The organism is Bradyrhizobium macuxiense, assembly GCF_007993935.1.
Classification (GTDB): Bacteria; Pseudomonadota; Alphaproteobacteria; order Rhizobiales; family Xanthobacteraceae; genus Bradyrhizobium; species Bradyrhizobium macuxiense_A.
On record NZ_VITY01000007.1, the window covers coordinates 381396 to 394722 of the forward strand.

Annotated in this window: 14 protein-coding genes; 10 read left to right on the forward strand and 4 right to left on the reverse strand. The window is 66.2% G+C overall.

What is annotated here, in order from left to right; translation table 11 throughout:
- The first annotated feature begins 12 nt into the window (after positions 1 to 12).
- Both FBZ93_RS20820 and FBZ93_RS20825 read left to right on the forward strand, forming a co-directional pair.
- Positions 13 to 255, forward strand: a complete 243-nt coding sequence (locus FBZ93_RS20820) for a tautomerase family protein (RefSeq protein WP_146987995.1) — start codon at positions 13 to 15, stop codon at positions 253 to 255.
- 121 nt (positions 256 to 376) lie between these two features.
- On the forward strand, positions 377 to 1618 hold the full coding sequence (locus tag FBZ93_RS20825) for a YbfB/YjiJ family MFS transporter (RefSeq protein WP_246667567.1): 1242 nt from the start codon (positions 377 to 379) through the stop codon (positions 1616 to 1618).
- Here the strand turns inward: FBZ93_RS20825 and FBZ93_RS20830 are convergent.
- From FBZ93_RS20830 to FBZ93_RS20845, 4 genes are all read right to left on the reverse strand, one after another.
- On the reverse strand, positions 1615 to 2766 hold the full coding sequence (locus FBZ93_RS20830; protein ID WP_146987997.1) for an aminotransferase class V-fold PLP-dependent enzyme: 1152 nt from the start codon (positions 2764 to 2766) through the stop codon (positions 1615 to 1617). The genes FBZ93_RS20825 and FBZ93_RS20830 overlap by 4 nt on opposite strands.
- A gap of 53 nt (positions 2767 to 2819) precedes the next feature.
- Positions 2820 to 3698: a hypothetical protein gene (locus FBZ93_RS20835; RefSeq protein ID WP_146987999.1), complete on the reverse strand. Its 879-nt coding sequence runs from the start codon at positions 3696 to 3698 to the stop codon at positions 2820 to 2822.
- An 85-nt stretch (positions 3699 to 3783) separates the two neighbouring features.
- Positions 3784 to 4536 carry a flagellar type III secretion system pore protein FliP gene (gene fliP / locus FBZ93_RS20840; RefSeq protein ID WP_146988000.1) on the reverse strand — a complete coding sequence of 251 codons (753 nt, stop codon included), beginning with the start codon at positions 4534 to 4536 and terminating at the stop codon, positions 3784 to 3786.
- A complete protein-coding gene (locus FBZ93_RS20845) occupies positions 4533 to 5474 on the reverse strand; it encodes a flagellar biosynthetic protein FliO (RefSeq protein WP_146988002.1) in 942 nt (313 codons plus the stop codon). The genes fliP and FBZ93_RS20845 overlap by 4 nt, the downstream gene beginning before the upstream one ends.
- A gap of 359 nt (positions 5475 to 5833) precedes the next feature.
- Between FBZ93_RS20845 and flgB the strand changes: the two genes are divergently transcribed.
- From flgB to FBZ93_RS20885, 8 genes are all read left to right on the forward strand, one after another.
- The gene (gene flgB / locus FBZ93_RS20850; protein WP_146988004.1) at positions 5834 to 6244 is read left to right on the forward strand and encodes a flagellar basal body rod protein FlgB; all 411 of its coding nucleotides are present in this window, start codon (positions 5834 to 5836) and stop codon (positions 6242 to 6244) included.
- Positions 6245 to 6271: 27 nt separating this feature from the next.
- Positions 6272 to 6697 carry a flagellar basal body rod protein FlgC gene (gene flgC, locus FBZ93_RS20855; RefSeq protein WP_146988006.1) on the forward strand — a complete coding sequence of 142 codons (426 nt, stop codon included), beginning with the start codon at positions 6272 to 6274 and terminating at the stop codon, positions 6695 to 6697.
- A gap of 26 nt (positions 6698 to 6723) precedes the next feature.
- Entirely contained in the window at positions 6724 to 7035 is a 312-nt protein-coding gene (gene fliE / locus FBZ93_RS20860; protein WP_050421136.1) for a flagellar hook-basal body complex protein FliE, read from the forward strand.
- 136 nt (positions 7036 to 7171) lie between these two features.
- A complete protein-coding gene (fliQ, locus tag FBZ93_RS20865) occupies positions 7172 to 7435 on the forward strand; it encodes a flagellar biosynthesis protein FliQ (RefSeq protein WP_021077937.1) in 264 nt (87 codons plus the stop codon).
- 18 nt (positions 7436 to 7453) lie between these two features.
- Positions 7454 to 8224, forward strand: coding sequence for a flagellar biosynthetic protein FliR (gene fliR / locus FBZ93_RS20870; RefSeq protein ID WP_146988008.1), 771 nt, complete (start codon positions 7454 to 7456; stop codon positions 8222 to 8224).
- A 12-nt stretch (positions 8225 to 8236) separates the two neighbouring features.
- Entirely contained in the window at positions 8237 to 9310 is a 1074-nt protein-coding gene (gene flhB / locus FBZ93_RS20875; protein WP_146988010.1) for a flagellar biosynthesis protein FlhB, read from the forward strand.
- A 141-nt stretch (positions 9311 to 9451) separates the two neighbouring features.
- Positions 9452 to 12022 carry a cell cycle histidine kinase CckA gene (gene cckA, locus FBZ93_RS20880; RefSeq protein ID WP_146988150.1) on the forward strand — a complete coding sequence of 857 codons (2571 nt, stop codon included), beginning with the start codon at positions 9452 to 9454 and terminating at the stop codon, positions 12020 to 12022.
- A gap of 242 nt (positions 12023 to 12264) precedes the next feature.
- Positions 12265 to 13224, forward strand: a complete 960-nt coding sequence (locus FBZ93_RS20885; RefSeq protein ID WP_146988012.1) for a Tim44 domain-containing protein — start codon at positions 12265 to 12267, stop codon at positions 13222 to 13224.
- The last annotated feature ends 103 nt before the right edge of the window (positions 13225 to 13327 follow it).

Sequence of the window (13327 nt, forward strand, 5' to 3'; positions counted from 1 at the left end):
CAGGTGGGTGTGATGCCTATCGTCACCATCCAGGTCACGCGTGAGGGGACGACGCCGGGTGCGTCGTCCACCACACCGGAACAGAAGGCCGCGCTGATCAAGGGCGCCAGCGAGCTGCTGCGCGATGTGCTCGGCAAGCCCTTGGACTCGACCTTCGTCGTCATCGAGGAAGTCGACACCGACAATTGGGGCTGGGGCGGACTGCCCGCGCTCGAGTATCGCAAGAAGCTCGCCGCGGCTGCCTCTTCCCGCTGACCGCTTCGGCCAAATCGAACTAGGCACCTCTCCCGATTGGGAGAGGTGGTGCGTGATCGCTGTGAGCGATTGCTGCGATCGCAACTAATCATTTTTCACGAACGGCCGGAGGGCCTACGCCATGTCCATGTCAGCCAATGTCGATCATCACGGGCGCCATCACGCCGAACCGCATCGCGATGCGGGTGGGCCGCTGTGGCTGTCCGCCGCCGCAGGACTCTGTGCCTCGCTGGTCGGGCTCGGGCTGGCGCGCTTTGCCTATACGCCGCTGATCCCGGCGCTCATCGCGGCGAAGTGGTTCACGCCGGCGGAAGCGGTCTATCTCGGCGCCGCCAACCTCGCCGGCTATCTCGCCGGTGCGTTGATCGCCCGCGACCTCGGAGCGCGGATCGGCTCGGTGTGGGCGCTGCGCGGCATGATGGCGCTGGCGGCGATCACCTGCTTTGCCTGCGCGGTGCCAATCTCCTTCATCTGGTTCTTCGGCTTCCGCTTCCTCGCCGGAATCAGCGGCGGCGTGATCATGGTGCTGGCGGCGACCGCGATCCTGCCGCACACCGCGCCGAGCAAGCGCGGCCTGATCGGCGGCGTGATCTTCGCCGGCGTTGGATTGGGCGTTGCCGCGTCAGGCACGCTGGTGCCGCTGTTGCTGCAGCAGGGCGTCAAGCAGGCCTGGTATGGCCTCGGCGTGTTGTCGGCGGTGTTGACCGCGATCAGCTGGAAGGCGTGGCTTGCCGAGGCGCCCGCCGCGCATGGTGCCGCCGAGCCGCGAGTCGCGGCGCATGGCATGCGGTCGCCGTTGGTGATCGCGCTGTGTGTGGAATACGGGCTCAACGCGCTGGCGCTGGTGCCGCACATGGTATTCCTGGTCGATTTCGTCGCCCGCGGTTTGGGGCAGGGGATCGCGGCGGGATCGTATTACTGGGTGCTGTACGGCATCGGCGCGGTGGTCGGGCCGCTGCTGACCGGACATCTCGCCGATCGCGCCGGCTTCGCGGCGGCGCTGCGCGCGGCGTTCCTGATCGAGGCGGTCGCGGTCGCGCTGCCCGCGGTGACGACCTCGCCCGCCGCGCTGATCGTGTCGAGCCTCATCGTTGGCGGCTTCACGCCCGGCATCGTGCCGCTGGTGATCGGCCGCATCCACGAGCTGATACCGCATTCGGCGGCGAGCCAGCGCTCCGCTTGGGCGCAGGCCACCACGACCTTCGCGCTGTTCCAGGCGGCGGGCGCCTACGGCCTGTCCTGGTTGTTCGCGCGGAGCGGCGGCGACTATGCGCTGCTGTTCGTGATCGGCGCGGCCGGCGTCGCCGCAGCGCTCGCGATCGAACTGTTCAGCGTCGTGGCGCTTCGGCGCAAGCGGAGCTAGCCGCGCAGCGCTTTCGTCAAGACCGCGACGAGGCGGTCGACATCAGCCTCGTCGTTGAAGACGTGCGGCGATATCCGCATCCGGCCGAGCCGCAGCGCGACATGGATGTTCTCGGCGGCGAGCCGCGCGATCAGATCCTTCGGGATGCCGCCCGCCATGCCGAGGCTCAGGATATGCGGCGCGCGCACGCTCGAGGCCAGCACGTTGAGCCCGAGATCACAGACGCCGTCGGCGATCCGTTGCGTCAGCATCGCGAGCCGTTCGCTGACGGCGGCGGCGCCCCAGTCCGCCATCATCTCCATGCCGATCGACGCCATCTCGAGCGTGATGAAGTGATCGCGCTCGCCCATGTCGTAGCGGCGGGCATTGTCGACATAGGCGAGATCGCCGAAATAGACCGGGTTCTCGGAGTTCACATTGCGGCGGCCGGCGGAGGTCTGCTCCAGCGGCACGCCGTTCTGGTGACGTTTCGCGATATAGAGGAAGGCGCGGCCGTAGGGACCGATCAGCCATTTGTAGGTCGGGAAGATCACCGCATCGGGATCGAGCCTGGTCACATCCATCGCTACAACACCCGCGCTTTGCGTCGCGTCGATCACGAACATCGCACCCTGTCGGCGCAGCACGGCTTGCACCCGATCGACGTCGATCATGCCGCCGTCCGACCAGTGCACCGAGGAGATCGAGGCAAGGCCGACCGGCGGCGCGCCTGACCGCTCGATCGTTGCAAGCACCGCCGATGCCCAGTCGCCGTCCGCGGGCTGGCGCACGGTGTCGACGACGAAACCCTGCGCCTCGGCGCGGGCATGCCATTCCAGCACCGGCGAGGAGTGATCGTTCTCCAGCACGATCACGCGGCTACCGCGCGGAATCGTCAGCGCTTTCGCCACGGTCGCGACGCCATAGCTGATCGCGGGGATCAGCGCGACGTCATCCGCATCGGCATTGATCAGGCGGGCTGCCGCGGTGCGGGCGCGCTCATGCTGGCGGGCGGCGAAACCGGCATCGATGGTCCAGGGCTGACCCTTGCGTCCGACCGAGGCGCGGCCGGCCTCCAACGTCTTGAGCGGCAGCGGGCTGTAGGACGCCGAGTTCAGATAGCAGACCTCGCGTGGAATCTCGAACAGATGGCGCTGGGAGGGAAGCATGTCGTCTCGTGGCTGGGATTGCAGATGATGTCGCGATGCGGACGAGCGCGCGCTCAGCCGTCATACTGGTCCGGCCCCATCGCCCACGGTGCCTGGTCGTAGCCGTGGGCGAAGGTGCGGTTGGTTTGCGCCGGATTGCGGTTGACCAGCGGGCGCAGATACATCGGGTGGGTGGCGCTGCGTACCTCGTGCTCGACGGTGAACAGATGCCGGCTGTCACGGGGATCGACGATGTCGCAGAAGCGGTACTGGTACTGATTGTCCTCGCGCGAGACCAGATTGCGCGCGCGCAGCCGGTTGTAGGGGCCCGAGAAGTCCGTGATGTAGATCTGAACGTGATGGCCGTCGAACTCGCTTGGCGCCTGGTCGGTCTCGCGGAATTGCAGATACTGATCCTTGCCGACCTTTGCGCGCGCGATACCACCGTCCACGCTGGCGGGGATGCCCATGATCTCGGGATAGAACCGGCTGATCGCTTCAGCCGTGCCGCGCGGCACGTCGAACTCGACATAGGGCATGCCGAGCGCGATGCGCCCGAACCGCTCGGCGTCCGGTTCAAAGCAGCGCAGCCGGTTGCCCCACGGGCAAATGGCCTCGACGTGATCATTGTGCTCGCGATAGCTGAACGCGGTGCCTTCGAGCTTGGGCGCGACGGTGGCGAGCCGCTGCAGCAGGGCGTGCCGTCCGGCGATCACGATACCCGTGTGGCCGCGCAGCACCTGTGGCCTGCCGCTCGGCAGGTGAAACTGGCTGCGGCCGGCATTCACCCACATGTTGCTGTCGGAGACCATCAGGTAGGGATCGCGGGTCAGCCCGATGCCGGCGACATAGAACAGCGTGGCGAGGCGCTGGTCGGGCACCTGCACGTTAACATGCTCGAGATGGATGGCGTTGCCGAGATCTTCTGCGGCGCGGTCGAATGGCTGCTGCACGGCGCGGCTCCCTGGATGTGGTGCCGCGCATGATAGTGCAACGGCAGTGCCGATCCAGCTGATGGGCCATGATTGTTTCGCGGGGCTACCCCCCGTAACTCTGCACCAGGCTGCCGGCGACCAAGGCCCAGCCGTCGACCAGCACGAAGAAGATCAGCTTGAACGGCAGTGAGACCACCACCGGCGGCAGCATCATCATGCCCATCGACATCAGCACCGAGGCGACCACGAGGTCGATGATCAGGAACGGCAGGAACAGCAGGAAGCCGATCTCGAAGGCGCGCTTCAATTCGGAGATCATGAAGGCCGGCACCAGGATGCGCAGCGACATCTCCTCCGGCGTCGCCGGCGGCGGCTCGCCGGAGAGGTCCATGAACAGCTTCAGATCCTTCTCGCGGACGTTCTTCTGCATGAAGCCGCGCAAGGGGACCGAGGCGCGCTGCAACGCGTCCTCGACGCCGATCTGGTTGGCGACCAGCGGCTTGATGCCGTCGTCATAGGATTTCTGCAGCACCGGCCCCATCACGAAGGCGGTGAGGAACATCGCCAGCGCGATCATCACCGAGTTCGGCGGTGCGGTCGCGGTACCGAGCGCGGTGCGCAGCAGCGAGAGCACGACCACGATGCGCGTGAACGACGTCATCATGACCAGGATCGACGGCGCGATCGACAGCACCGTGAGCAGCGCGATCAGCTGGATCGCGCGCTCGGTCACTCCGCCATTGCCGCCGCCGAGATTGATGCTGATATCCTGCGCCATCGCCGGATCGGCGAAGGATCCGGCGGCGATCAGGACAGCGATGAAAAAAACTCTACGCGGGACCGTCCCGAACCTCACGAAGGATTCTTCGGTCGGCCGAGCAGCGATGCCATCTCGTCCTCGAGGTTCTCGAAACCGCTCTTCTGTCCGCCGGCGGGCGGGGCAGGCGGCTCGCTGCGCGGCGCGCGGACCGGCGGCGCCTCGGGCGCAACCGGCGGTGCGACAGTCTCGCCGGCGCCGGTCGGGCGGCGCAGTGCCGCCTCGAGCCGCTGCGCCATCTCGGCGAGATTGGCATCGGCGTTCGATGCGGGCGGCGCGGCCGGCGGCGCCTGCGTTGCCACCGGCGGCGGAGCAGGTGGGGGCGGTGGCGGCGGTGTCACGGCGCGCTCGGGCGCGCGCAGCGGCGGCGGCGCCTTCGGCGGCTCGGCACCGCGCGGCGGACGCGGGACGACGGGTTCGGAACGCGGCGGCAGGCGCGGCGGCATCGGATCGGGCCGCGGCTCGCCACGGTCGGGTGTGAAGCCGGTGAGCGGATCACTGCGGCGTTCGGCGATCGGCGGCGGGGGCCGGCGCAGCTCGTCGGCGAAGGAGGGCCGTGCCTGTCGCGGCGGCAGCTCGGGCTCGGGAAGGTCGAAATTGTCGCCGCGGGCGGCTTCGCTCTCGTTCCAGGCGGCATCCGGCAGCGGCGCCACGCGCGGCGGGGCGGCGTCGGTTGCGACGGCCGGGCGGCTCGACATCTGATCGCGGCCGGGCATGGCGCGCACGATGTTCGGCTCGACGACGATGTCGGTGGGGCCACCGATCATCAGGAGATGCTCGATGTTGTCGCGGCGGACCAGGACGAGGCGGCGGCGGCCGTCGACGGCGGCCGCGTCAATCACCGCCAGGCGGGGCATGCGGCCGCGATTGGCGTTGGCGCCAAGCCGGTTTCCAGCGAAGCGGCGGACGAGCCATGCGGTGACGCCGATCAGCGCCAGCACGACGACGAACGCCAAGACGAATGTAATGACCTGCATATTGGAGTCCCCGGCCATCTTGGCCTTCCTCAGCTTCCGCCATCAACGGGCGCGGATTGATAGTGCGGTTTTACGCAGCGAATCGCGCCCGAGATTCGCCTTATTTCTTAATTCCCAGCGGCTTGCAGCCGACTGTTCTATTAATAAACCAAGAATCGCTTGTCCCAAAACGACTTCTCAGCGCCCCACGCTGTCTCGGTTTGTGCTGGTTAACGCAGCATTCGTGGCGAAAATGCGCTCGCAGGCCGCAGTTGCGGCGTTCTCCACGGATCCGTCCGGCATTTTAACCACCCGTTAACCATACACCGGGCAAATTCTGCCTACCTCGGAAGAGCCCAGAGGTTAACGGAGCCGCGGCGATGGCCATGAACGATCTCCCGATCCTGTCGGCGTTGCGCACCAAGATGCAGTGGCACCAGGAGCGCCAGCGGGTGCTCGCCGAGAACATTTCCAATTCAGACACGCCGAACTTCCGGCCGCGCGACCTGGTCGAGCCGAAGTTCGACAAGGGCGGCGCCACCGTCGGCGGCGGCATGGGGACGCTGCCGATGATGCAGACCAGCGCCACCCACATGGCGGCCTCCGGCGCACCCGACACGTTCGACAATGATCGCGGCAAGAGCGGGTTCCAGACCCGCCCGGCCGGCAATGCGGTCAATCTCGAGGAGCAGATGCTGAAAGTGTCGGCCAACCAGATGGACTTCGCAACCGCCACGTCGCTCTACAGCAAGAGCCTGCATCTGCTGAAAACCGCAATCGGCAAGGGCTAGGGCACTTAACGGCGGCAGGAGAATCCCATGGCAGATGGAACAAGCGATTTCGCCCGCTCGATGAGCATCGCGACCTCGGGCCTGCGCGCGCAGGCGGGGCGGATGCGGGTGATCTCGGAAAATATCGCCAATGCCGATTCGACGGCGCAGACCGCCGGCGGCGATCCCTACCGCCGCAAGGTCCCGACGTTCTCCTCCGCGCTCGATCGCTCGCTCGATGCCCAGGTCGTCACGCTCGGCCGGATCCGCCCCGACCAGTCGTCATTCCGCATCAAGCACGAGCCGGGCAATCCGGCGGCGGACGCCTCCGGCAACGTCAAATATCCGAACGTCAATGCGATGGTCGAAATGACCGACATGCGCGACGCCCAGCGCTCCTACGAGGCGAACCTCAACATCATCAGCGCGACGCGGCGGATGATCCAGCGCACGCTCGACATCCTCAGGTCCTGACGCAGCAAGAACAGGGAACGTAACTCATGGCTACCCCGACAGTCGCCGCCAACGCCTATGCCAGCCTCGCGAAGATGATGGAGCGTGGCGGCGCCGAGAAGGCCGGGCAGGCCGTCGCCGGCCCGTCCTTCAGCGCACTGCTGAAGGACTCCGTCGGCAGCGTGCTGGAAGCAGGCAAGAAGTCCGACGCGCAGACCATGGCGATGGCGTCCGGCAAGGCCAATGTGATGGACGTCGTGACGGCGGTTGCCGACACCGACGTCGCGGTGTCGACGCTGGTCTCGGTGCGCGACCGCGTGATCCAGGCCTATGAAGACATCATGAAGATGCCGATCTGACGTCCGTCAGGACGTCATCCCGGGGCGATGCGCAGCATCGAACCCGGGATCTCGAGATTCCCCGATGCGCAATTGCGCATCTGAGGTTCGCTTCGCGCCCCGGAATGACGAAACAACCAACAGCGAGAACACGACAATGACCGGCCCTGAAACTCTCGACGTGGCACGCGATGCGATCTGGACCATCGTGATCGTGTCGTCGCCCTTGATGGTGGTCGGCCTCGTGGTCGGCGTCGTGGTGTCGCTGTTCCAGGCACTGACCCAGATCCAGGAGCAGACGCTGGTGTTCGTGCCGAAGATCCTCGCGATCTTCGTCACATTGCTGCTGGCGCTGCCGTTCATGGCGGATTCGCTCAGCAGCCACATGATGCGGATTTCGTCGCGAATCATCGGCGGTTGATGCACTAATGCCGCGGTCATGCGCATCGATGTCTCCCTGCTGCCGGCGCTGGCCGCAATCTTCGTGCTGGTCTTCGCGCGCGTGGGCGCCATGGTGATGCTGCTGCCCGGTTTCGGCGAGAGCAACATCCCGGCGCGGGTCAAGCTGTCGATCGCGCTGCTGCTGACGCTGATCATCCTGCCCCTGCATCGCAACGCCTATCATGTCGACCTGACGTCGATCTCCTCGCTCGGCGTCCTGATGGTGCACGAACTCATCATCGGCATCGTGCTCGGCGCGACCGCGCGGGTGACGCTATCGGCGCTCAACGTCGCGGGTTCCGTGATCGCGCAGCAGCTCGGCCTCGGCTTCGTCACCGCGGTCGACCCGACCCAGGGCCAGCAGGGCCAGATCATCGGCAACTTCCTCACCATCCTCGGCCTGACGCTGCTGTTTGCCACCGACAGCCACTATCTCGTCATCGCGGCGCTGAGCGAGAGCTACCGCATCTTCTCGCCGGGCGAGATCATGCCGACCGGCGACGTCGCTGCGCTTGCGACCAACGCCTTCTCGGCCGCCTTCAAGATCGGCCTGCAATTGTCGGCGCCGTTCCTGGTGTTCGGCCTCGTCTTCAACATCGGGCTCGGCGTGCTGGCGCGGCTGATGCCGCAGATGCAGGTCTATTTCGTCGGCGTGCCGCTCTCGATCATGGTCGGCTTCCTGATCTTCGCCGTCGTGCTCGCGGCGATGATGAACACCTATTTCGACTACTTCAACGGCGTCATGCGCCAGCTCGCTCCCATGAACTGATTAGGAAGAGCGATGGCCGACGATACCGACGACAAAACAGAAGACCCTACGCAAAAACGTCTCGACGAAGCCCTTGAGAAAGGCGACGTCGTCAAGAGCCAGGAGGTCAACACCTGGTTCATCATCGCCGGCGCCACGCTGGTGCTGTCGACCTTCTCGGGCTCGATCGGCGGCGGCATCTCGATGCCGCTGCGCAATTTGATCGCCAATTCATGGATGATCCGCACCGACGGTGCCGGCCTGCTGCAACTGACCCAGACGCTCGGCTACGCCGTGGTCGCCGCGATCGGCGTGCCGTTCCTGATGCTGGCGCTGGCAGCCGTCGCGGGCAACATGATCCAGCATCAGCTGGTGTGGTCGGGCGAACAGCTCAAGCCGAAATTCTCCAAGATCTCGCCGGCTGCCGGCTTCAAGCGGCTGTTCGGCAAGCAGGCGGTGGCGAACTTCCTGAAAGGCCTGTTCAAGCTGATCGCGCTCGGCGTCGTGATGGTCATGGTGCTGTGGCCCGACCGGATGCGGATGGAATCGTTTCTGCGGGTCGATCCGGCCGAGCTGCTGCCCGCCATCACCAGCATGACGGTGCACCTGATGGCGGCGGTGGTCGCGATCCTCGCCGCGGTCGCGATCGCGGACTACTTCTTCCAGTACCGGACCTGGTACGAGCGTCACAAGATGTCGCTGCAGGAGATGAAGGAGGAGTTCAAGCAGTCGGAAGGCGACCCGCACGTCAAGGGCAGGATCAAGCAGTTGCGGGTCCAGCGCGCCAAGAAGCGCATGATGGCGCAGGTTCCGAAGGCCTCGGTGATCATCACCAACCCGACCCACTATTCGGTCGCGCTGGCCTACGACCGCAGCATGTCGGCGCCGATCTGCGTCGCCAAGGGCGTCGACGTCCTCGCGTTCAGGATCAGGGAGATCGCCAAGGAGCACGATATTCCGATCGTGGAGAACGTGCCGCTGGCCCGGGCGCTCTATGCGACCGTCGACATCGACAAGGAAATCCCGGTCGAGCACTATCATGCGGTTGCCGAAATCATCGGCTATGTGATGCGGCTGAGGCGCGGCCTGTCCGGCCTGCGTCAGTGAGGGGCGGAAAACCGCCTGAAATGCGCGTAACTTGCGAAATTGCCGCCTGATGGACTTGCGTTTTCGGGTCCGATTCAGGCACTCAGGGGCAAGGTGGCCGGCCGGTCGCCTTCGTGATGCAGACGAGCCATGTCTCTCCAGATGACCGCCGATAGCAACGATCCTCCCGTGACCGAGCCGTTCGTGGCTCACGGGCCAGCCCGGCGGAGTGGCAGCATCCTGCTGGTGGTGCTGATCGCGATCGGCATCGTCGCAGTGGCGGTCTGGCTCATGACCATCGGCCGCACCCAGGCGCAGCCCTATATCCTCGGCGTGCTGGCGCTGCTCGCCACCGCCGGGCTGTTCAACCTGTTCGCCTTGGCCGCCGGCATCATCCGCTTTTCCGACCGCGCCACCGACGACCCGGTGATGGCGCGGATCGCCGACCAGGCCCAGGAGGGGCTCGTCGTCACCGACTCCCGCGGCCATGTGGTCTATTCCAATGCCGCCTATCTGACGCTGACCGGTGCGGCCGGGCCGCAGGACGTCCGTCCGGTCGAGCGCGTCTTCATCGGCAACCCCGACGTCTCCGAGGCGGTGTTCCGCCTCCTGAAGGCCGCGCGCGAGGGCAAGCGGCAGCAGGAGGAGGTCCGCGTCGCCGGGCAAGGCGCTGGACAAGGCCGCTGGCTACGGCTGCGGGTGCGCCCGCTCGGCGAAGGCAAGCGCGACGCCAGATACGCGGTGTGGTCGATCGCCGACATCACCCGCGACCGCGAGCGCCAGGAAGACGTGTTCCAGGAGCTGCGGCACGCGATCGAATATCTCGATCACGCGCCTTGCGGCTTCTTCTCGGTCAACCCGGCCGGCGAGATCGCCTATGTCAACGCCACGCTGGCCAATTGGCTGGACTACGATCTGGCCGAGATCGGATCGGGCGGGCTGAAGCTGACCGACATCGTGTCGGGTGACGGCGCAGCATTGTTGACCTCGATCGCTGCCGTGCCGGGTGAGGTCAAGACCGAGGTGTTAGATATCGACCTGCGCATGCGCGGCGGCAAGACCGTGCCGGTGCGGCTCTATCACAAGCTCGCCTTCGGCGCCGACGGCGCCGCGGGCGCCTCGCGCACGCTGGTGATCAGCCGCGCCCGGGACGAGCATTCCGATCCGGAGCGCGCCGCCGAGGTGCGCTTCATGCGTTTCTTCGACCATACGCCGATGGCGATCGCGACCGTCGATCGCGGCGGCAACGTGGTCGGCGCCAACGCGCGTTATGTCAAGCTGGCGCAGGGTCTGAACGGCGACGGCGGCGCAGCCAAGTCGATCTTCCGCGCGGTCAATCCGCGCGACCGCGGCCTGCTGATCGCCGCGATCAACCAGGCTGCCGAAGGGCAGGGCGATATCGCGCCGGTCGAGGTGATGCTGGACGGGCCCAAGGAGCGCTTCGCCCAGTTCTTCGTCACGACCGTTGAGAAGGACGAGCGCGACGCCGAGACCGCGATCGTCTACATGCTCGAGATCACCGAGCGGCGTGCGCTGGAAAACCAGATCAACCAGTCGCAGAAGATGGAGATGGTCGGCCAGCTCGCCGGCGGCATCGCGCACGACTTCAACAACGTGCTGTCGGCCATCATGATGGCCAACGACTTCCTGCTGAACGCGCACAAGCCGACCGATCCGTCGTTCCAGGACATCATGCAGATCAAGCAGAATGCCACCCGCGCCGCGACGCTGGTGCGGCAGCTGCTGGCGTTCTCCCGCCGCCAGACGCTGCGGCCGCAGGTGCTCGATCTCGGCGATGCCTTGAGCGATCTCACCATGCTGCTGCGCCGGCTGATCGGCGAGAAGGTCAAGCTCGACCTCGTGCATGGCCGCGATCTGTGGCCGGTGAAGGTCGACGTCTCGCAATTCGAGCAGGTGGTGGTCAATCTTGCGGTGAACGCGCGTGACGCGATGCCCGATGGCGGCAAGCTGATCATCCGCACCGCCAATGTGCCGACTGAGGAGGCGGCCCAGCTCGCCAACAAGGGCATGCCGGCGGCGGACTATGTGAAGATCGAGATTTCGGACACTGGCACCGGCATTCCGCACGAGATCATCGACAAGATCTTCGAGCCGTTCTTCTCGACCAAGGAAGTCGGCAAGGGCACCGGTCTCGGCCTGTCGACGGTCTACGGCATCGTCAAGCAGACCGGCGGCTTCGTCTATGTCGATTCCGTGCCGGGCGGCGGCACCACGTTCCGGATCTACCTGCCGCGGCATCGCCAGGAGCAGGAGGTCGCACCGGAGGCGCAGCCCGGCAACGGCGCGGCAAAGGAAACCGCTGCCGCGGCGGAGGCTGCCAAGCCGAAGCCCGACCTCACCGGGCAGGGCACCATCCTGCTGGTCGAGGACGAGGATGGCCTGCGCTCGCTGAATGCACGCGGTCTCCGCTCACGCGGCTACAGCGTGATCGAGGCGGCGAACGGCGTCGAGGCGCTGGAGGCGTTCGAGGAGAAGAACGGCGCCGTCGATCTCGTCGTCTCCGACGTCGTGATGCCGGAGATGGACGGGCCGACGCTGCTGAAGGAAATGCGCAGCCGCAATGCCGAGCTGAAGATCATCTTCGTCTCCGGCTACGCTGAGGACGCGTTCGAGAAGAGCCTGCCGGAGAACCAGCAATTCGCCTTCCTGCCGAAGCCGTTCACGCTGACGCAGCTGGTCGCCGCGGTGAAGGAAACCATGACGGCGAACTAGCCGGTTGCCGCCGCAACTGCCTTCGCTTCTCGCAAGTGCGAGGTGAAATTCCGCTGCAACCGCGATTGAAACCGGGCCTCATCTCGCGCTAGGACGCGTTGTCGCGGCCACAAGGCCCATAGTGTCACATCGCCGCGACCGAGGGCCGCAGCCGCGGTTCCCGTTTCCCGCTTCACTTTTGTCAGGCCCTGCCCATCTTAGGGGCGTTTCCCCATGCCGGGGAATCCTTTGAGGAAACCAACATGAATTTCTCGCAACGCACGCGTGGAATTGTCCGGGCGATCGCCGTCGCGATGGCGCTGGCGCTGCCTGTGATGATGACCGTCTCGGCGGCCGACGCCCGCGTCGGCGGTGGCGGCTCGCGCGGCTCGCGGACATTCTCCGCGCCGCCCCCGACCAACACGGCGCCGGGCTCGGTTGCGCCGATGAACCGCACCTTCAGCCAGCCCGGTAGCCCGGGTATGAACTCGCCGGCTGCTGCGAACTCCGGCGGCCTGTTCGGCCGCGGCGGAATGGGGCGCGGCCTGCTCGGCGGCCTCGCCGCGGGCTTCCTCGGCGCCGGCCTGTTCGGCATGCTGTTCGGTGGCGGCTTGTTCTCCGGTCTCGGCGGCCTGTCGTCGATGCTCGGTCTGCTGCTGCAGATCGGTCTGATCGTGCTCGTGGTCCGGCTCGCGATGTCGTGGTGGCAGCGCCGCAATGCGCCGGCCGCCGCTTACGCTGGCGGACCCGACGTCGGCCCCGGCCCGCAGGCGAATGCCCGCTCGGGCTTCGGCTTTGGCCTCGGCGGCGGATCGAACGCGCCGGTCGAGATCGCACCTGCCGACTATGAGACGTTCGAGCGGCTGCTCGGCGACATCCAGACCGCGTGGTCGAACGAGGACATCGCGAAGCTGCACACGCTCGCGACACCGGAAATGGTGTCGTACTTCTCCAGGGATCTCGAGGAGAACAAGGCGCGCAACGTCACCAACAAGGTGGCCAATGTGAAGCTCTTGCAGGGCGATCTGGCGGAAGCCTGGCGTGAAGGCGACAGCGAATACGCGACGGTCGCGATGCGCTACGCGCTGGTCGACACCATGCTGGAGCGCGGCACCGGCCGTCAGGTCAGCGGCGGGCAGCCGGAGGAGGTCACCGAGGTCTGGACCTTCGTGCGCCAGCGCGGCGGCAACTGGGAGCTTTCGGCGATCCAGCAGACCAACTGAGCGATGGTCTGACATGACGAACACAAGGCGCCGCGGCATCGTCCGCGGCGCTTTTGTTTTGCGCGTTCATTGCCGTGTCGTGGCGCCGGAATATCCGGACATG

Coding starts and splice junctions, on each gene's coding strand:
- FBZ93_RS20820 (WP_146987995.1), top strand. CDS start 13: ATGCCTATCGTCACCATCCAGGTCACGCGTGAGGGGACGACGCCGGGT.
- FBZ93_RS20825 (WP_246667567.1), top strand. CDS start 377: ATGTCCATGTCAGCCAATGTCGATCATCACGGGCGCCATCACGCCGAA.
- FBZ93_RS20830 (WP_146987997.1), bottom strand. CDS start 2,766: ATGCTTCCCTCCCAGCGCCATCTGTTCGAGATTCCACGCGAGGTCTGC.
- FBZ93_RS20845 (WP_146988002.1), bottom strand. CDS start 5,474: ATGCAGGTCATTACATTCGTCTTGGCGTTCGTCGTCGTGCTGGCGCTG.
- flgB (WP_146988004.1), top strand. CDS start 5,834: ATGGCCATGAACGATCTCCCGATCCTGTCGGCGTTGCGCACCAAGATG.
- flgC (WP_146988006.1), top strand. CDS start 6,272: ATGGCAGATGGAACAAGCGATTTCGCCCGCTCGATGAGCATCGCGACC.
- fliE (WP_050421136.1), top strand. CDS start 6,724: ATGGCTACCCCGACAGTCGCCGCCAACGCCTATGCCAGCCTCGCGAAG.
- fliQ (WP_021077937.1), top strand. CDS start 7,172: ATGACCGGCCCTGAAACTCTCGACGTGGCACGCGATGCGATCTGGACC.
- fliR (WP_146988008.1), top strand. CDS start 7,454: ATGCGCATCGATGTCTCCCTGCTGCCGGCGCTGGCCGCAATCTTCGTG.
- flhB (WP_146988010.1), top strand. CDS start 8,237: ATGGCCGACGATACCGACGACAAAACAGAAGACCCTACGCAAAAACGT.
- cckA (WP_146988150.1), top strand. CDS start 9,452: ATGACCGCCGATAGCAACGATCCTCCCGTGACCGAGCCGTTCGTGGCT.
- FBZ93_RS20885 (WP_146988012.1), top strand. CDS start 12,265: ATGAATTTCTCGCAACGCACGCGTGGAATTGTCCGGGCGATCGCCGTC.